This is a genomic window from Comamonas sp. C11 (assembly GCF_024496285.1).
Classification (GTDB): domain Bacteria; phylum Pseudomonadota; class Gammaproteobacteria; order Burkholderiales; family Burkholderiaceae_C; genus Comamonas; species Comamonas testosteroni_F.
Genome location: NZ_CP101743.1, coordinates 3,678,719 through 3,696,273 on the forward strand (window position 1 = coordinate 3,678,719; position 17,555 = coordinate 3,696,273).

General features: G+C 58.8%; 14 protein-coding genes and 1 tRNA gene. All 15 read right to left on the minus strand.

Annotation, left to right across the window (positions count from 1 at the left end):
• Positions 1-157: 157 nt before the first annotated feature.
• Entirely contained in the window at positions 158-796 is a 639-nt protein-coding gene (locus NOX35_RS16805; RefSeq protein WP_046461485.1) for a response regulator transcription factor, read from the minus strand.
• Between the two features lie 33 nt (positions 797-829).
• The gene (locus NOX35_RS16810; protein WP_256494082.1) at positions 830-2,242 is read right to left on the minus strand and encodes an HlyD family type I secretion periplasmic adaptor subunit; all 1,413 of its coding nucleotides are present in this window, start codon (positions 2,240-2,242) and stop codon (positions 830-832) included.
• Positions 2,239-4,377 (minus strand): type I secretion system permease/ATPase, encoded by a 2,139-nt coding sequence (locus tag NOX35_RS16815; RefSeq protein ID WP_256496934.1) that lies wholly within the window; start codon positions 4,375-4,377, stop codon positions 2,239-2,241. The genes NOX35_RS16810 and NOX35_RS16815 overlap by 4 nt, the downstream gene beginning before the upstream one ends.
• 182 nt (positions 4,378-4,559) lie before the next feature.
• A complete protein-coding gene (locus NOX35_RS16820; RefSeq protein ID WP_182283369.1) occupies positions 4,560-4,805 on the minus strand; it encodes a hypothetical protein in 246 nt (81 codons plus the stop codon).
• 38 nt (positions 4,806-4,843) lie between these two features.
• On the minus strand, positions 4,844-6,355 hold the full coding sequence (locus tag NOX35_RS16825; protein WP_182283370.1) for a TolC family outer membrane protein: 1,512 nt from the start codon (positions 6,353-6,355) through the stop codon (positions 4,844-4,846).
• An 807-nt stretch (positions 6,356-7,162) separates the two neighbouring features.
• A tRNA-Pro gene (locus tag NOX35_RS16830) sits at positions 7,163-7,239 on the minus strand.
• Between the two features lie 30 nt (positions 7,240-7,269).
• Complete coding sequence (locus NOX35_RS16835; RefSeq protein ID WP_182283371.1) at positions 7,270-7,719, minus strand: MerR family transcriptional regulator; 450 nt, start codon at positions 7,717-7,719, stop codon at positions 7,270-7,272.
• A 247-nt stretch (positions 7,720-7,966) separates the two neighbouring features.
• Positions 7,967-8,293, minus strand: coding sequence for an integration host factor subunit alpha (locus NOX35_RS16840; RefSeq protein ID WP_003069978.1), 327 nt, complete (start codon positions 8,291-8,293; stop codon positions 7,967-7,969).
• 28 nt (positions 8,294-8,321) lie between these two features.
• Entirely contained in the window at positions 8,322-10,793 is a 2,472-nt protein-coding gene (gene pheT / locus NOX35_RS16845) for a phenylalanine--tRNA ligase subunit beta (RefSeq protein ID WP_256494083.1), read from the minus strand.
• Between the two features lie 165 nt (positions 10,794-10,958).
• A complete protein-coding gene (gene pheS, locus NOX35_RS16850; protein ID WP_003069975.1) occupies positions 10,959-12,011 on the minus strand; it encodes a phenylalanine--tRNA ligase subunit alpha in 1,053 nt (350 codons plus the stop codon).
• A 200-nt stretch (positions 12,012-12,211) separates the two neighbouring features.
• The gene (gene rplT / locus NOX35_RS16855) at positions 12,212-12,571 is read right to left on the minus strand and encodes a 50S ribosomal protein L20 (RefSeq protein ID WP_003053572.1); all 360 of its coding nucleotides are present in this window, start codon (positions 12,569-12,571) and stop codon (positions 12,212-12,214) included.
• A 26-nt stretch (positions 12,572-12,597) separates the two neighbouring features.
• Positions 12,598-12,801 (minus strand): 50S ribosomal protein L35, encoded by a 204-nt coding sequence (gene rpmI / locus NOX35_RS16860; protein ID WP_003053571.1) that lies wholly within the window; start codon positions 12,799-12,801, stop codon positions 12,598-12,600.
• 193 nt (positions 12,802-12,994) lie between these two features.
• Positions 12,995-13,627 carry a translation initiation factor IF-3 gene (gene infC, locus NOX35_RS16865; RefSeq protein ID WP_182283373.1) on the minus strand — a complete coding sequence of 211 codons (633 nt, stop codon included), beginning with the start codon at positions 13,625-13,627 and terminating at the stop codon, positions 12,995-12,997.
• Between the two features lie 82 nt (positions 13,628-13,709).
• Complete coding sequence (gene thrS, locus NOX35_RS16870; RefSeq protein WP_256494089.1) at positions 13,710-15,629, minus strand: threonine--tRNA ligase; 1,920 nt, start codon at positions 15,627-15,629, stop codon at positions 13,710-13,712.
• A gap of 321 nt (positions 15,630-15,950) precedes the next feature.
• Entirely contained in the window at positions 15,951-17,282 is a 1,332-nt protein-coding gene (gene aceA / locus NOX35_RS16875; protein WP_003053566.1) for an isocitrate lyase, read from the minus strand.
• Between the last annotated feature and the right edge of the window lie 273 nt (positions 17,283-17,555).

Sequence of the window (17,555 nt, forward strand, 5' to 3'; positions counted from 1 at the left end):
CAAAGCCAATCGGGATCTGTTTTATTCGATCTCTGCTGTTGCAGATCAAAAAAGCCTGAAGCCTGCAATATGCAGGCTTCAGGCTTTTCAGCAGCAGACACTCCGGGGGCAAACACCGGAGGTGGCTATGCATTCATCAGCAGCCCAAAAATCAGGTTCAAGCCAGCTGCTTGCGCCCGATACCGTGAACCTTCAATGTCAGCATCAATCGATCCTGCACCTGCAGTTTCTCAAAAACAGCAGACAGATGGGCGCGCACGGTACGCTCGCTGATGGACATGCGCTCGGCAATTTCCGCATTGCTGTCACCCAACGATGCATAGCGGGCAACCTCCTGCTCGCGTGCAGACAATGGTTCGGCCCAGTCCGACTCATGCTCAGGCAGACGGGCGTCCACATCACGCAACAAGCGCTGCAACAGAGAACGTCCGAGCCAGATGTTGCCGCCAGCCATGCTTTGCAGCATACGCGACAGCACCTCCGGGCTCGATTGCGCATGGGCATAGCCACATGCTCCGCGGGACAGCAAGTTTCGGCCCTCCTCATCGCTAGGACGGTTGCTGAGAACCAGAACCTGAAGATCCTTCAGCAGCTCAATCCAGCGGGCCGCAGTCGACTCGGGCAAGGATGGCAGGGCTGCATCCAGCACTACCACGGTACGGCCTTGCTGCTTCCAACGTTGCAAATCGGCCAGGCTCTGGCCGCGCGCAGGCATCCACTGAGGGCCTGCGATCTGCTGCCATTCCTGCCACAGCGTGGCATCCTGAGTCAGCATCAATACAGGCAAGGCATTCATAGAGTTCCTTTGTAATTGTTGGCGATCCATGAACTAACGTTCGATCAATGCATTGGACTTGGCACGCAGAATCGGCTTGAGCAGATACTGCATCAAGGTGCGCTTGCCCGTGAGGATATGCACCTCGGCCTGCATACCGGGAATGATGGGGCGCGAGTCATCGCCCACGTGAGCCTTCTCCGTGCGCACCTTCACGACATAAAAGGAGTTCCCCTTTTCGTCGGTAACGGTGTTGGCTCCGATCTGCTCCAGTTTCCCCTGCAAGCCTCCATAGATGGCAAAGTCATAGGCAGTGAACTTCACTTCGGCCTGCTGACCAAAATGCAGGAAGCCGATATCGCGCGGATTGACCTGCACTTCCATCAGCAAGGTGTCATCCAGCGGCACGATGTCCAGGATGTCCTTGCCCGGCTGCACGACACCGCCGACGGTATTCGCCATCAAGGTGTTGACCGTGCCGCGCACGGGCGAGCGCACTTCGGCCAGCTTGACGCGATCCTCCAGCGCCACCTTGCCTTGCTCCAGGGTCCCCAGTTTGGCCTGGGTTTCCGAGAGCTCGGAGCGAGACTGATTGCGCATATTCAGCTCCGACTCCTGAATCTTGCGCTCCGCCTCCTGAATCGCAGCCTGAATGCGCCCAATCTGCGCACCGGCCGCCTTGGCCTCGCCGCAGAAACGAGCCACATCACGTTGCAGTCGCAGCAAATCCACTTCGGACACTGCTCCACTCTTGAGCAAGGGGCGAGTCACCGAAAGCTCTTCGGAAGTCAAACTGCAGCTGGACGAAGCCTGGTCGCGGTTGGCCTGGGTTTCACGCAGCTCCTGCTGACGTTGGCGCAACTGGTCACGCGCAATATTGACGTTGGTGTTGAGCTCCTGGGAACGGCTCTCCCACATGCGCCGCTCCATCTCCACCAGCTGAGGTGCCAGAGCCTGCACATCTTCCGGAGCCTTGAAAGGCTCGCCCGATGCAAGGGCCTGAAGACGCGCGGCTTTCGCCTTCAACGCCAGAAGTTCGGCCTTGTTCTCGCCCAGGGACGAGCTGTAGCGCGTTGGATCGATGCGCAAGATGACCTGGCCCTGCTCCACATGCTCGCCGGGGTGCACCAGAATTTCCTTGACGATGCCGCCATCCAGGCTCTGCACCACCTGAACCTGACGAGAAGGAACCACCTTGCCCTGGCCTCGCACCACTTCATCAATGCGCCCCAGGCAAGCCCAGAGCAGCAGAACCACCACGGTGACCAGAGATACCCATATCAACAGACGCGAACCACGCGCCTGCTGCTGCCCTGCAGCCCACTGCGCATCTGCCTTGAGGTCATCCGGCTGATGCGTTCCGACAACCTCGCTGCCGTCAAGCAGCCACCGCTCCAGTCGCGTCCAGCGCGCCTTGAGCGCATCCTTGAAGTGCGACGGCTTTTTTTCTGGTTTGGACTCGCTCATGCTCGCCCTCCTACTCCACCAATCCGCCCCTGCTTCAGGGCCTCTATCACCTGATCCTTGGCTCCATCGGCAACAATTTTGCCGCCATCAATCACGATCAGCCGGTCAACCAAGGTCAACAGGGCCGTGCGATGCGTGACCAGCAAAATGGTCTTGCCCTGGGAAGCCTCTTCCAGGCGACGCTTGAGTTGTGCTTCGCTCTGGTTGTCCAGATTGCTGCTGGGCTCGTCCAGCAGCAATATGGCCGGGTCGTTGATCAGGGCACGAGCGACAGCGATGGATTGACGCTGGCCGCCAGAAAGTGACTCGCCCCGCTCGCCAACCAACATGTCGTAGCCCTTGGGATTGCGCGCCGCGAAATCATCCACACCCGCGATGCGGGCCGCATGCAGCATGTCTGTCTCATCCGCAAATGGAGCCCCCACCAGCAAGTTGTGCTTCAAGCTGCCATAGAACAGCATCGGGTCCTGAGGCACATGCCCGATGGCCCGACGCAGATCCACCGGGTCTATCTGGCGGGCATCCATGCCATCGATGAGAACCGAGCCTTCACTGGGCTGATACAGGCCCAGGACCAGTTTTTCAAGCGTGGTTTTGCCTGAACCGATACGCCCAATGATGCCAACCCGTTCTCCGGGTCGAAGCGAGAAGCTCACCCCCGAAAGACTGGCCTGCTCGCTTCCCGGATAGCTGAAGCTGACATTGCGAAACTCGATGGCGCCACGCAGATCCGGGCGTGAGACGAACTCGCGCTCAGCTTCGTGCTCGACCGGCATCTTCATATAGTTGTCAATGGAATTGAGCGAGGTGCGCGCATTGTGAAACTGCATCATCAGCCCCGCCACCTGACCAAAGGGGGCCAGACAACGCCCTGCAATCATGGAGGCGGCAATGATGCCGCCCATGGAGAGCGCCGAATCCTGCACCTGGTACACGCCGATGACGACCACCGCTATGGTGACCAGTTGCTGCAAGGTCTGAACGAAGTTCACCGTACCGGACGAGATGAACTTGATCTTGCCCCCCATATAGGCGATGTACTGAGTGGAGCTCTCCCACAGACGCTGCACTCCGCTTTGGGCATTGAGCGTCTTGACCGCCTCCAGGTTCGTCAGCGACTCCACGAGCAGCGCGTTGCGCTGAGACGAAGCCTGAAAGGTCTTGAGCGTCAGACTCTCCATGCGCGCCTGAGCCCAGAAGGAAACCAGCAAGATCGCTGCGATCGCCACCACAGGCGGGATCAGCATCCAGGGCGAAACCCAGGCAATCGCCACCAGAAACAGAAGCACGAAAGGCAGATCCACCAGGGTCGTAAGACTTGCAGACGCAATGAAGTCACGGACCGATTCAAACGAGCGCAGATTGGCCGCAAACGAACCAACGGATGCGGGTCGGCTCTCCATGCGCAAGTCCAGAACGCGCTCCATGATCTGCGCGGACAACTGCACATCCACGCGCTTGCTCGCGGCATCCACGACATAGGCACGCGTCGTCGTCAGCACAAAGTTGAAGATCAGCACCAAAGAAATGCCGATAGCCAACACCCACAATGTTTCCACCGCGTTGTTGGGTACCACCCGGTCATACACGTTCATGCTGAACAAGGGCATTGCCAGCGCGAAGACATTGATGAGTACGGCTGCCAGCAAGGCATCGCGGTACAGGCGCCGATTCTCCAGGATCACAGCCCAGAACCAGTGACTGCTGCGAGGCTCCAAGCCTTGCTGCACGGAGCGCGGCTCGAAGCGAAACTGCGGACGCACAAAGCACATCAGCCCCGAGTAGTCCTGCAGCAAAGCCTGGGCCTCTACCTCGACCGGACTCTCCGACTCCGGATATTGCAACAGGAAGCGACCGCTCTCCAGCGCTCTGAGCAACAGACAGGCACGATCTCCATGGAGAATCAAAATTGCCGGCAGCAAGCCCTGAGGAACATCGTCAAGACTGCGCTGCACGATACGCGTGCTGAACTGCGCGCGAGCCGCAGCCCGAGCCAGCAATGAAGGCGTCAGGCGCTGATCCACCAACGGCAGACCATTGCTCAGAGCCTGCGCTGTGTAGGGCTTGCCATGCAGGTTGGTGAGCTGCACCAGGCAATCCAGCAAGGGATCCGCGTGAGTCTCATGGGCCGGCATGCGCCAGCCCTCCGCCGGTTTACGCGCCGAGCTTCGCGCCCCCAGAAAGGCCGGGCCGGCCTGCTCCGCCGCCGCTGCGGCTTCCGGCAAAGAACCTTGCCCGGCCTTCTGAGTCGCATCCGTACCGTTGCTCGATGCCAATGAAGGCTCAAAGTCTGGTCTGCTCATCTTCAACAATCAACCTATAAAAGCTCTTCGTCGTCATCAATCAAGTCCAGCGAATTACGCATACGCTGGCGCGCCCGCTTGCGCTGGTTCAGCTTCTCCAGCGCCTGCGGCGGAAGATCCGTCAAGCGCAGAGTCCCATTGGCAAGCAAGGCGTCAATCAAGTCCTCGAGAACGCGGATGAAATCCGCATCCAGTGCCGACAACTCCTGCCGGGAGGACTGCTCCGAAGGTGGTGAATCGCTTTTATCCATCTTGTTCATCAACTCCCACTAAAAGGTGCGCCAGGCGCCACCGGCTATCACTGGCGGCCAGCCGCACCAGATACCGGCGCTTGTGCTGGAGCTCCCAGGTCAACCGCCGCGCTGGCGGGCACAGGCGTCAGATTGCTGGTGTCCGGCACCGAGGATTTGCAGCTACGCAGCAGATCATCCGGCAAGTTCAGCGCCTGCTGCTCATCCGGACGGCTGTCGTCATGCGGCTGCGCAAGCCCCAGCACAGGCAGAATTTGGCTGGACAAAGTCAGCCACTGGTACTCGGCCTTTTTCAGGTCATATTGAGCGTTGACCAGAGCGCGCTGGGCATCGAACAACTCGTTTTCCGTATTGAGCAGATCCAGCAGCGAACGCTGACCGATCTTGAATTGCTGCTGATACGCCACTCGGACTTTGGCCGTGGAAAGAACATGCTCACGCAGGAACGGCGTTTGCTGACGCAGGCGGGCCATGTTGTTCCAGGTAATCGACAGCTCCTGCTGGAGGTTGCGGCAGGTGTAATCGCGCACGTCCTGTGCGGCATAGCCCTGGGCAATCGTCTGACGCAGGCGTGCCTCGTCCGCACCACCGCGATACAGGTTGTAAGTCAGCATCAGCTGCACTCGCGAGCTCTGCACATCCCAGTAGGCTGGCGAGTTCTGATCACGATCACGCCCCGTGGACGCCAGCAGCTCGAGCTTGGGCATATGCGCCCCCTTGGCAGCCTTCTGACCGGCCTCTGCCGCTTGGACCAGAGCCTGCTTCGACAATAGCAGCGGACTCGCGCGCAGCGACTCGCCGAAATCCTTGGCCACCCCGGAAGCTGGCAGCTTGGCACTCACATCGGGCACCGGGTCCAGCGTGGCCGCAGGATACTCCCCCACCACGCGGCGGTAGCGCTGCAGCACATCGTTGAGGTTGTTGCTCTCGGTCATCAGATTGGTCTGCGCCAGCGACAGACGACCACTTGCCTGCTCCAGGTCAACACCGCGGCCCACGCCAGACTGCTGGCGTTCACGCAACTGCCCCAGCGTCACCTGGTGCGTGCCGAAATTCTCACGGGCCAGCTTTTCCATTTCGCGATAACGCTGCACGTCCAGGTAGGCGGCGACAACATCATTGGCCAGATTTTCAGTGGTGGCGCGCAGATCGTAGAACTTGGCCAGCTTCTCAAAGCCCAACTGACGGATATTGCTGCTAGTGGTGAAACCATCAAAGATCAACTGACGCAGCTGCAGGTTCCAGCCCGGACGATTCCAATTCTGCGATGGAGCATCCTGAATATGGCTGCGCCACTCGCGACCGACCCAACCTTGCGCGGTGACTTGTGGACGCCAACCTCCCCGGGCCACGTTCTGACCTTCAGCGGACGAAGTGAAATCCTGAAAGCGCGCCTGCACTTCCGGATGAGTCATCAGTGCCTGCTCGACAACCTTTTGCAGTGCAACACCCTGCTCGTTGGCTTGTTGCGCATTCATGGTCGTCTGAGCCATACCCCCCATGGCCCACGAGGCCACACCCAGAGTGGCTACCACTTGTGCAATCTGACTGAATTTCATTGTTATCCCTCTTGTTTGACTCCGACAGGGCAATGCGACGCCTGGCCCGCCAACAAATTGGCGAGAGCAATCGGTGCGACTTCTACAAATCGTTCCCGCGGAAGCTGGTTGTTAATGTGGATCGGCTCGCTGCTACCCGACAAGGCATCGCATACGGCCTCAGAACTCGCAAAATGGAATTCTGTAACTCTCGTGCTCACAGCCTTTGGCGTCATGCCAACACCGCACAGGAGACTGACGGTCAGGTCAAGCTTGTTGCCTGATCGAAAAAACTCACTATTTTTGCTTGACGAGCCACCACATGGCAGTGGTGAAGGGATGACATCGCCAACCCCTTGGCCAAACAAATCGCGCGGACAGGCTGTGGAGCGTCTACAGGCTAGACACAGCGCATTTGGAGATGTTCCTTTCCACGATAGCAAGGCGGAGCCTCCGGTTTCCGGCCGGTGTTCTTGACGCATAACCCTGCATGCGAAGCCGTGCGTTGATGGCAGATCTCCTGGCAACACCATCAAACAAATGGATTCGGTTGCAAATCTAGCACAAGACATGCAATGATTTGTTTCAAAAAACCACTCAACCAGCCGAACTTCGAATTTTTTACCGGGAATTGGCAATTCTTTTCATTTCTTCTTTATATCAAAGAAATTAAGAATCAATACCGCTTCTGGCACTGCAACCATAGCAGCGTACGCGTTCCAAAGTGAAGTCAGACTACGTCCAAAGCCTTAATCGAACAATTGACAATGGATTGAGCCGCAATAGAAAAAGGGCTCCTGACTGAATAGTCAGAAGCCCTTGTCTAATTGGTCGGAATGGCGGGATTCGAACTCGCGACCCCTTGCACCCCATGCAAGTGCGCTACCAGGCTGCGCTACATTCCGAAGACTTGAATTATACACAGAAATTCGACTTCAAAGAGAAAGCAGCGCCCTGATCTGCAAAAGCTCTTCTTTGACCTCCTCCATGCCCATTGCACCTGCAGGCTCCGAGCGGCCCTGCTCCAGCATTGCAGTCAGCAGATGGCTTTGCGCCAGCTCTTCACCCCGCAGGGGTAGGGCCGGATGCACAAGCACCGGCTGCGGCTCGACTGCCCTGCCGTGACCCGTCACCAGTTCACGCAGACGGTTTCGTGCGCCGCTGATGGTGAAGCCCTGCTCGTAAAGCAGCTCGCGAATGCGACGCACCATCAACACCTCATGATGCTGGTAGTAGCGACGGTTGCCACGACGCTTCATGGGCTTGAGCTGCACAAACTCCTGCTCCCAATAACGCAGCACATGAGGCTTGACGTCGCAAAGATCCGCGACTTCACCGATGGTGAAATAGCGCTTGGCGGGAATTGCTGGCAAAGAAGAAGCCATGGCTGGTTGCAAGCGGTCAGTGAAGGAATGGGTGAAAGATATGCAATCACGATTTGCGCAAATCCGGATCAGCCACGGTGTTTTGTCGATAGAAATAGAAATGCCCGCTATGCATTCCTGTTTGCGCAAGTCCTAGCAATATAGCGCGAAGAGCTGACAGGACCTTGCACCGCGCGCGACGCAAGACTGTCAGCTCTTCAGTGACCGATGCTCCGCTTGACAGTGCATCAGCCGTGTGCCAATCGCCTTAAGACCCCGAACTCTCGCCCTGGATCAGCTCCTTGAGCTTGCTGCTGGCATGGAAGGTCACCACGCGGCGCGCAGCGATGGGAATCAGCTCGCCGGTGCGCGGGTTGCGACCGGGCCGAGGCGCCTTGGTACGGATCTGGAAGTTGCCGAAGCCCGAAAGCTTGACATCTTCGCCGTCCACCAGCTTTTGCGAGATCAGGTCGAAAAATGCATCCACCATGTCCTTGGCTTCGCGCTTGTTCAGACCGATTTCGTCAAACAGCAGATCGGCCAGCTGCGCCTTGGTCAGCGCGGGGCTGTCGATGCTCTCTACGGCAAGCTCCATGGGTCGATCTCCTTGTGGATTGAACATATCAGCGCAGACGAGCCGCAACGCGTTCAACCAGAGCCGCAATTGTGCCCTGCATGGCGGCCTCGATTTCCGCATCGGTCAGCGACGCGGTGTCACTGCCCAACGTCAGACGCACGGCCAGGCTCTTTTCGTCCTGAGCCAGGCTGCCCGGCGCCGCCTCCTCGCCCGCCTTGAGCTTCTTGGGTCGGAATACGTCGAACAACACGGCCGAGCGCAGAATGCCGCCCTGCACACCTTGCTGTACGGCCTCCATCACCTGGGCGTGGGTCACGGCTTCCTTGACCACCACAGCAATGTCGCGCTCCACTGCCTGGTGCTTGGCCACGGGCTTGAACACAGGGACCTGGCGGGCCAGCACGGCATCGAGCTCCAGCTCGAACATCACGGGAGCCTGGGCCAGATCCCATTCCTGGCGCCATTGGGGGTGCAGCTCACCGACAAAGCCGATGGCCTTGCCGTCCAGCAGCACGCGCGCGCAGCGGCCGGGGTGCATGGCGGGGTGCTCGGCAGGCTCGAACACGGGCTTGGCCGGAGCCAGCAGTGCTTCCACATCACCCTTGACGTCGTAGAAGTCGACCTTGGCTTCTGCCCTGCCCCACTGCAGCTGGTCGGCAGCGCCGTAGGCGAGACCCGCCACGCGCATGGGCTGATAAAAGCCCTTGACGGTGGTGTCGGAGTCGACCACGGACTCGTCCTTGAAGAACACGCGACCCAGCTCGAACACGCGCACGCGCTGAGCCTTGCGGTCCACGTTGAACTTGAGCACCTGCAGCAGCGAACCCAGCAGGGACGAACGCATCACGCTCAGATGGCTGGCGATGGGGTTGAGCAGCTTGATGGCGTTGTTGTTGCCGGCCAGCTCCTGCTCCCACTTTTCTTCTACAAAGCTGAAGTTGATGGTTTCCTGGTAGCCCAGGCCCGCCAGCTCGTGGCGCACGGCATAGGGGCTGCGCTCGTTCTCGGCGCGCAGCTTGGGCGAGATCGGGGCCAGCGGCTTGGTGGTCGGCAGGTTTTCGTAGCCGATCATGCGGGCCACTTCCTCGATCAGATCTTCTTCCAGATTGATGTCGAAGCGGAAGGTAGGAGCAGTCACCGAAATCACGCCTTCCGAAGCCACGGAGGCGGGCAGACCCAGGCCGTTCAGGGCGTCCAGGCATTGCTGCTGCGTCACGGCCATGCCAATGACCTTGGCCGCACGCGCCACGCGCAGTTGCACGGCCTTGGAGGCGGGCATATTGGGCTGGTGGTCGTCCATGGCACCGACCTGCGTCTCGGGCGTGCCGCAGATTTCCAGCACCAGCGCAGTGATGCGCTCGATGTGCTCGGTGGTGAACTCGGGGTCCACGCCGCGCTCGAAGCGGTGACCGGCATCGGTCGAGAAGTTGAAGTGGCGCGAACGGCCGGCCACGGCCTTGGGGAACCAGAACGCAGCTTCGATGTAGATGTTCCTGGTGTCGTCGGACACGGCCGTGGCGTCGCCGCCCATGATGCCGGCCAGCGATTCGACCTGCTTGTCATCGGCAATCACGCCGACCTTCAGGAAATCGTCGATCTTGATGGTGTTGCCATTGAGCAGCTTGAGCGTTTCGCCCTCCTTGCCCCAGCGCACATTCAGGCCGCCGCTGATCTTGTCCAGATCGAAGATATGACTGGGACGGCCCAGCTCGAACATCACATAGTTGGAGATGTCCACCAGCGGGCTGACCGAGCGCTGGCCGCAGCGCGCCAGACGGTCCACCATCCACTGGGGCGTCTTCACTTGCGTGTTGACATTGCGCACGATGCGGCCAGAGAAGCGGCCGCACAGGTCGGGGGCTTCAATCTTGACGGGCAGCTTGTCTTGCGAAGCCACAGCGGCAGCGGGGAAGGACAAGGCTTTGAGCGGCGTGCCGGTCAAGGCCGACAACTCGCGAGCCACGCCATAGACGCTCAGGCAGTGCGCCAGATTGGGCGTCAACTTCAGCGTGAACAGCGTGTCGTCCAGGTTCAGGTACTCGCGCACGTTCTGGCCCAGAGGCGCATCGGCGGGGAACTCCAGCAGGCCGCTGGCGTCTTCGTCGATGCCCAGCTCCTTGGCCGAGCACAGCATGCCAAAGCTCTGCACGCCGCGCAGCTTGCCGATCTTGATCTTGAAGGGCTTGCCATCGGCACCGGGTGGCAGCTCGGCGCCCACGGTGGCGCAGGGAATGCGGATGCCCACGCGCGCATTGGGCGCGCCGCAGACGATGTTCAGCAGCTCGGGCTGGCCGTCCACATCGACCTGGCCAATATCTACCTTACATACGCGCAGGCGGTCGGCGTCGGGGTGCTGCACGGCTTCCTTGATTTCACCGACCACGATGCCGGTGAAGGGAGGCGCCACAGGATCCAGCTCTTCCACTTCCAGACCGGCCATGGTCAGGGTATCGGCCAGTTGCTGGGTGGTCAGATTGGGGTTGCAGTATTCGCGCAACCAGGATTCAGGAAATTGCATAGTCAGACTCTTTGGCGTTCATGCCAGTCGCACCGCAGGCGGTCTGCAACTGGCTGGGCATGCGTATTTCAAAAAGATGAGCTATTAGCGCTCGGTTCACAAGGATTTCAGCATCAAAACCATCTGAAATCGTTTCAGAGTATGCGCTAGCAGCTCACTTTTCAATTACTGAAACTGCGACAGGAAACGGATGTCGCCGTCGAAGAACAGGCGCAGGTCGTTCACGCCATAACGCAGCATGGTCAGGCGGTCGGGGCCCATGCCAAAGGCAAAGCCGATGTATTTTTCGGGATCCAGCCCCATGTTGCGCACCACATTGGGGTGCACCTGGCCGGAGCCCGCCACTTCCAGCCACTTGCCGGCCAGCGGGCCGCTCTGGAACTGGATGTCGATTTCGGCCGAAGGCTCGGTGAACGGGAAGAAGCTGGGGCGAAAGCGCAGCACCAGATCATCCTGCTCGAAGAAGGTCTTGCAGAAGTCGGTGAACACCACCTTCAGGTCCTTGAAGCTCACGTTCTCGCCGATCCACAGGCCTTCGCACTGGTGGAACATGGGCGAGTGGGTGGCATCCGAGTCCACACGGTAAGTGCGGCCGGGGGCAATCACGCGGATTTCGGGCATGGTCTGGCCGGCGTCGAGCGCGTTGCGATAATTCTTCACATGCTGCACGGCATGGCGCACCTGCATGGGGCTGGTGTGCGTACGCAGCAGATTGGGCGCGTGCTGGGTGCCGCCTTCGACATAGAAGGTGTCGTGCATGGAGCGCGCAGGATGGTCTTCGGGCGTGTTCAGCGCCGTGAAGTTGAACCAGTCGGATTCGATCTCGGGGCCCTGGGCCACGTCAAAGCCCATGGAGCCGAAAATGCCCTCGATACGCTCCATGGTGATGGAGACAGGGTGCAGCCCTCCTGCGCCACGACGGCGACCAGGCAGAGTCACATCCAGCACCTCGGCCTTCAGATGGGCTTGCAGCTCGGCATCGGCCAGGGCCTTGCGGCGGGCGGTCAGAGCCGCTTCGATCGCCTGCTTGGCCACGTTGATCGCAGCGCCGCGCGACTTTTTCTCTTCGACGGAAAGCTGCGCCATGCCCTTCATGAGCTCGGTCATCTTGCCCGACTTGCCCAGAAACTGCGCCTTGGCATTTTCCAGATCAGCGGGGGTGTGGGCTTGCGCAAACAGTTGCTGTGCGCTTTCGACCAGAGAATCCAACTCGTTCATATCGACTCTTTATCGACTTGTAAAAATAAACAAGGGCTAGTGCCTTTTCAAGCCCTAGCCCTTGCTGTTTGTGCATCAGCAGCTACTGAACAAGACACGACTTCTGCAATCAGGTTCAAGCAAGATGCTCGCCCATCGGCAAATGCCTTTGAGGATTCTTGTCTGCAAAAGTCCTACAAGAGTAACTACCGATCGTGACCTCAGGCAGCCAGCTTGGCCTTGACTTGGTCGACGATAGCTGCAAAAGCAGCCTTGTCGTGCACGGCGATATCGGCCAGCATCTTGCGGTCGATTTCGATGGCAGCCTTCTTCAGGCCGTTGGCGAATTGGCTGTAAGTCAGACCCAGTTCACGTGCAGCAGCGTTGATACGAGCGATCCACAGCTGACGGAACACGCGCTTCTTGGTACGACGGTCACGGTAGGCGTATTGACCAGCCTTCATGACCGCTTGCTTGGCAACGCGGAAGACGTTACCACGGCGACCGCGGAAACCCTTGGCCAGATTCAGAACTTTTTTGTGACGGGCGCGAGCCGTTACACCACGTTTGACGCGAGGCATGTGTTTTCTCCTAGTTCGTCAGTGAATTACAGGCCTGCGGAAGGCAACATCTTTGCGATGGAGCCCATATCGCCGGAATGCACGTTGACAATGCCACGCAGGTGACGCTTGTTCTTCGTGGTCTTCTTGGTCAAGATGTGACGCTTGAAGGCTTGACCGCGCTTGACGGTACCACCGGGACGAACGCGAAAACGCTTCTTCGCGCTGCTCTTGGTCTTCATTTTGGGCATATGAATGCTCCTATTGAATTTGTGCTCGCAAGGCGGTGTGCAACCCGCACACACTTCGCTGGCCTCCGAGGCACTTGTTTGTCAGTCCGGCCAGGCCGGGCTGACGTCTTGCAGGCAAGCCTGCAAATTCTTTATCTGCCGCACAAAACAAAAGTGGGCCAAGCCCACTTTTGCCGACAAGGCAAAACCGCAATTATGCCTTATCTGCAGCCTCAGGTGCAGCTACGGCACCATCAGCCTGTGGTTTTGTACCACCGGCAGGCTTCTTGCCGCCTGCACGAGCCGGCGCAACCATCATGATCATCTGACGGCCTTCCAGCTTGGGGAACTGCTCCACCTGGATGGAATCGGCCAGGTCGTCGCGCAGACGGTTGAGCAGATTCAGACCCAGCTGCTGGTGCGTGATTTCACGGCCGCGGAAACGCAGCGTGATCTTGCACTTGTCGCCCTCCGCCAGGAAACGGCGGATATTGCGCAGCTTGATGTTGTAGTCACCATCATCCGTACCAGGGCGGAACTTCACTTCCTTGATTTCGATGACGGTCTGCTTGGCCTTGGCTTCAGCAGCCTTCTTCTGTTCCTGGTACTTGAACTTGCCGTAATCCATCAGACGGCAGACCGGAGGAGATGCGTTGGCCGCAATTTCCACCAGGTCGACATCCAACTCGCCGGCCATGCGCAGCGCTTCTTGCAGCGGCACGATGCCCAGAGGCTCGTTGTCGGGACCAGACAGACGCACTTCAGGCGCCATGATTTCTCGGTTCAGTCGATGCTTGCGCTCTTCACGGTGGCGCCGATCGCGAAATTCAGTAGCTATGGTTTTCACCCTTGGATTGAAATGGCTACAACAGCGTAGCCGGCTAGCGTGCCTTGCACGCTGACCGGCCCGCCACAAAAATTAATCTGCTTCAGGACTTGGCCGCGATGTCCTTGGCGAGCAATTCAATGAATGCATCGACCGACATCACTCCGAGGTCTTTGTTACCCCGGGCGCGCACTGCAACCGCACCAGCAGCCTTCTCCTTGTCGCCTGCGACAAGGATGTAGGGCAGCTTCTGCATGGAATGCTCGCGTATTTTATACGTAATCTTTTCATTGCGCAGATCTGTCACCACTCTAAGGCTTTGATTCGGCAATGCTTTTTGCAGCTTCTGCGCAACTTCCTGCGCATAGTCGGCCTGAGCGTCCGTGATATTGAGCACGGCAGCCTGCACGGGAGCCAGCCAGGCAGGCAGCGCGCCCGAGTGATGCTCGACCAAAATGCCGATGAAACGCTCGAGCGAACCCAGAATCGCGCGGTGCAGCATGATGGGTCGATGGCGCTCGCCGTCCTCGCCCACGAATTCCGCATCGAGACGCTCGGGCATGTTCGGGTCCACCTGGATGGTGCCGCACTGCCATTCGCGACCCAGCGCATCCTTCAGGGTGTACTCGATCTTCGGGCCGTAGAACGCACCCTCGCCCGGCAGATACTCGAACTCGCAACCCGATGCGCGCAGACCTTCAGCCAGCGCGTTCTCGGCCTTGTCCCAGGCTTCATCGGTGCCGATGCGCTTCTCGGGACGGGTAGACAGGCGATACAGGATGTTGGTGAAGCCAAAGTCGGCATACACCTTCTGCAGCAGCGAGGTGAAAGCCGTCACCTCGGCCTGGATCTGGTCTTCGGTACAGAAGATGTGACCATCGTCCTGCGTGAAGGCACGCACGCGCATGATGCCGTGCAGCGAGCCCGTGGGCTCGTTGCGGTGGCAGTTGCCGAATTCGCCGAAGCGCAGCGGCAGATCGCGATAGCTCTTGATGCCTTGCTTGAAGATGATGATGTGGCCCGGACAGTTCATGGGCTTGAGGGCATATTCACGCTTTTCCGAATCGGTGGTGAACATGTTTTCGCGGTACTTGTCCCAGTGGCCGGTCTTCTCCCACAGACCCTTGTCCAGAATCTGCGGAGCCTTGACTTCCTGGTAGCCGTTGTCCTGATAGACGCGGCGCATGTACTGCTCGACCTGCTGCCAGACCGACCAGCCCTTGGGATGCCAGAACACGGTACCGGGCGAGTGTTCGTCGATGTGGAACAGATCGAGTTCGCGCCCGAGCTTGCGGTGGTCGCGCTTCTCGGCCTCTTCCAACCTGAACAGATAGTCCTTGAGCTCGTCTTTGGTCGCCCAGGCGGTACCGTAGATGCGCTGCAGCATCTCGTTGCGATGGTCGCCGCGCCAGTAGGCACCTGCCACCTTCATCAGCTTGAAGTGCTTGAGCTTGCCGGTGCTGGGCACGTGAGGACCACGGCACAGATCTTCAAAAGCGCCTTCTCGGTACAGGCTCACATCCTCGTTGCTGGGGATGCTGGCAATGATCTCGGCCTTGTAGGCTTCGCCGATGCCCTTGAAGTACTGCACGGCCTCGTCGCGCGGCAGCACGCGGCGCACCACCTGCTCGTCCTTGTTCGCCAGCTCGGTCATCTTCTTTTCGATGGCGGCCAGATCTTCGGGAGTGAAGGGACGCTTGTACGAGAAGTCGTAGTAGAAGCCGTTTTCGATAACGGGACCGATGGTGACCTGCGCATCGGGAAACAGCTCCTTGACAGCATAGGCCAGCAAGTGAGCGGTGGAGTGGCGGATCACCTCCAGACCGTCGGCATCCTTGGCGGTGATGATGGACAGCGGCGAATCCTGTTCGATCACAAAGCTGGTGTCCACGACCTTGCCGTTGATCTTGCCGGCCAATGCGGCCTTGGCCAGGCCGGAGCCGATCGAAGCAGCGACTTCAGCGACCGAAACCGGGCCCGGATATTCGCGCTTGGAGCCATCGGGGAGCGTGATATTGATCATGAAATTCCTTGTCAAACCAAATTTGTGTGGGGGAGGGCCAGCGCCAGAGCTTTGGAGTTGCCTGAAAGCAAAAAGCGCGGAACCAGTCCGCGCTTTGATGAGGGTGTCGAAAAATCTCGGGCAGGCGCGAACCGCCAGCTGCCATCAGCAGCTGAAGTACATCTCCGATGTAGTTCGCGGTGTCATAACCGTTGATGCCTTTCTCGCCCTTGTGAATTGAAGTCGCGACATTTTAACCCGGCAAACAAAAAAGCGCCCGAGACTTTCGCCCCGGGCGCATAACCCCTTTTTTACCTAGACAGAATCACGATTCATCGTGGCTCAATGGAACTGCTCTTCCTCGGTGGAACCGGTCAGCGCCTTGACGCTGGAAGAGCCGCCCTGGATCACGGTGGTCACGTCGTCGAAGTAACCTGCGCCCACTTCCTGCTGGTGCGAGACAAAGGTGTAGCCCTTGTCACGTGCCGCGAATTCGGGCTCCTGGATCATTTCCACGTAGTGCTTCATGCCTTCGCCGCGAGCGTACTCGTGGGCGAACTTGAAGGTGTTGTACCAGTTGCTGTGAATGCCGGCCAGCGTGATGAACTGGAACTTGTAACCCAGTGCGGACAGGTCTTCCTGGAAGGATGCGATCTGGCTGTCGTTGAGGTTCTTCTTCCAGTTGAACGAAGGCGAGCAGTTGTAGCTCAGCAGCTTGCCGGGGCAGGCTGCGTGCACGGCCTGGGCGAATTCGCGGGCAAAGCCGATATCGGGCACACCGGTTTCGCACCACACCAGATCCGCATAGGGAGCGTAGGCCACGCCACGGCTGATGGATTGCTCCAGACCGTTCTTGACGCGGTAGAAGCCTTCCTGGGTACGCTCGCCAGTCAGGAACGGGATATCGTTCTCGTCATGGTTGCTGGTGATCAGATTGGCCGCTTCGGCATCGGTACGGGCCAGCACAATGGTGGGCACGCCCATCACGTCGGCTGCAAAACGGGCGGCAATCAGCTTCTCGACCGCTTCGCGGGTGGGCACCAGCACCTTGCCGCCCATGTGGCCGCACTTCTTGACGGCAGCCAGCTGGTCTTCGAAGTGCACGCCGGCAGCACCTGCCTGAATCATGTTCTTCATCAGCTCGAACGCGTTGAGCACGCCGCCGAAGCCGGCTTCCGCATCGGCCACGATGGGCAGGAAGTAGTCGATGAACTCCTTGTCGCCAGGGTTGATGCCCTTGCCCCACTGGATTTCATCGGCGCGCTTGAAGGTGTTGTTGATGCGGCGCACCATGGTGGGCACGGAGTCATAGGCGTACAGCGACTGGTCGGGGTACATGGTCTCGGAAGTGTTGCCGTCGGCAGCTACTTGCCAGCCCGACAGGTACACGGCTTCCAGACCGGCCTTGGCCTGCTGCATGGCCTGGCCTGCAGAGATGGCGCCGAAGGCGTTCACATAGCCCTTCTTCGAGCTGCCGTTGATCTTGTCCCACAGCACTTCGGCACCGCGCTGGGCCAGCGTGTACTCTGGCTGCAGGCTGCCACGCAGACGCACCACATCGGCAGCGCTGTAGCCGCGCTTGACGCTCTTCCAGCGTGGGTTCTGTGCCCAGTCTTTTTCGAGGGCTGCGATTTGCTGTTCACGGCTCAGTTGCTGAGTCAGGGATTGGGGCATGGTGCACTCCTTAGCGGTTAAAACAAGATGAATTGGTGTTCGTCCTTGGGATCTACTTTATGTCTGCAACGTTCTTCCACAGAGTCTTATGTCTTATAAAAGACTGAAATTTATATTCAATAAAATCAATGGCTTATTTTTATTTTTCACAATAAGAAAACGAATTTCTCATATTGAGAAATTTTGCGGCAGCGCAACATTTGCATTTTTCATAATAAGAAATCGGCATCTTGCTTCATGAAAAATTTGCGCAAGCACGGTCACCGGAGTCGG

What these genes read in the sequence shown, in the direction of transcription:
- NOX35_RS16805 (WP_046461485.1), bottom strand. Translation starts at nt 796, where the DNA reads ATGAATGCCTTGCCTGTATTGATGCTGACTCAGGATGCCACGCTGTGG.
- NOX35_RS16810 (WP_256494082.1), bottom strand. Translation starts at nt 2,242, where the DNA reads ATGAGCGAGTCCAAACCAGAAAAAAAGCCGTCGCACTTCAAGGATGCG.
- NOX35_RS16815 (WP_256496934.1), bottom strand. Translation starts at nt 4,377, where the DNA reads ATGCCGGCCCATGAGACTCACGCGGATCCCTTGCTGGATTGCCTGGTG.
- NOX35_RS16820 (WP_182283369.1), bottom strand. Translation starts at nt 4,805, where the DNA reads ATGAACAAGATGGATAAAAGCGATTCACCACCTTCGGAGCAGTCCTCC.
- NOX35_RS16825 (WP_182283370.1), bottom strand. Translation starts at nt 6,355, where the DNA reads ATGAAATTCAGTCAGATTGCACAAGTGGTAGCCACTCTGGGTGTGGCC.
- NOX35_RS16835 (WP_182283371.1), bottom strand. Translation starts at nt 7,719, where the DNA reads ATGGCTTCTTCTTTGCCAGCAATTCCCGCCAAGCGCTATTTCACCATC.
- NOX35_RS16840 (WP_003069978.1), bottom strand. Translation starts at nt 8,293, where the DNA reads ATGGAGCTTGCCGTAGAGAGCATCGACAGCCCCGCGCTGACCAAGGCG.
- pheT (WP_256494083.1), bottom strand. Translation starts at nt 10,793, where the DNA reads ATGCAATTTCCTGAATCCTGGTTGCGCGAATACTGCAACCCCAATCTG.
- pheS (WP_003069975.1), bottom strand. Translation starts at nt 12,011, where the DNA reads ATGAACGAGTTGGATTCTCTGGTCGAAAGCGCACAGCAACTGTTTGCG.
- rplT (WP_003053572.1), bottom strand. Translation starts at nt 12,571, where the DNA reads ATGCCTCGCGTCAAACGTGGTGTAACGGCTCGCGCCCGTCACAAAAAA.
- rpmI (WP_003053571.1), bottom strand. Translation starts at nt 12,801, where the DNA reads ATGCCCAAAATGAAGACCAAGAGCAGCGCGAAGAAGCGTTTTCGCGTT.
- thrS (WP_256494089.1), bottom strand. Translation starts at nt 15,629, where the DNA reads ATGATCAATATCACGCTCCCCGATGGCTCCAAGCGCGAATATCCGGGC.
- aceA (WP_003053566.1), bottom strand. Translation starts at nt 17,282, where the DNA reads ATGCCCCAATCCCTGACTCAGCAACTGAGCCGTGAACAGCAAATCGCA.